The organism is Aestuariibaculum suncheonense, assembly GCF_014596935.1.
In the GTDB taxonomy this organism is placed as follows: Bacteria; Bacteroidota; Bacteroidia; order Flavobacteriales; family Flavobacteriaceae; genus Aestuariibaculum; species Aestuariibaculum suncheonense.
Map to the genome: position 1 here is coordinate 1 of NZ_JACVXC010000015.1, position 310 is coordinate 310.

Here is a 310-nt window from a genome sequence, read left to right on the forward strand (position 1 = left end):
CGAGCAGTTACTCTCGTACTTGTTCTTCTCTAACAACAGAGCTTTACGACCCGAAGGCCTTCATCGCTCAGGCGGCGTTGCTCGGTCAGGCTTTCGCCCATTGCCGAAGATTCCCTACTGCTGCCTCCCGTAGGAGTCTGGGCCGTGTCTCAGTCCCAGTGTGGCCGATCACCCTCTCAGGTCGGCTACGCATCGTCGCCTTGGTGAGCCGTTACCTCACCAACTAGCTAATGCGCCGCGGGCTCATCTGTAAGTGTCAGCCGAAACCGACTTTCAAAAAGAAGAAATGCTTCTTCTCTTATTATCCGGT

At 54.8% G+C, this 310-nt stretch carries 1 rRNA gene; it reads right to left on the bottom strand.

The features are described 5' to 3' along the window. Positions 1-310, bottom strand: a 16S ribosomal RNA gene (locus tag ICJ84_RS16550); the annotation flags it as partial.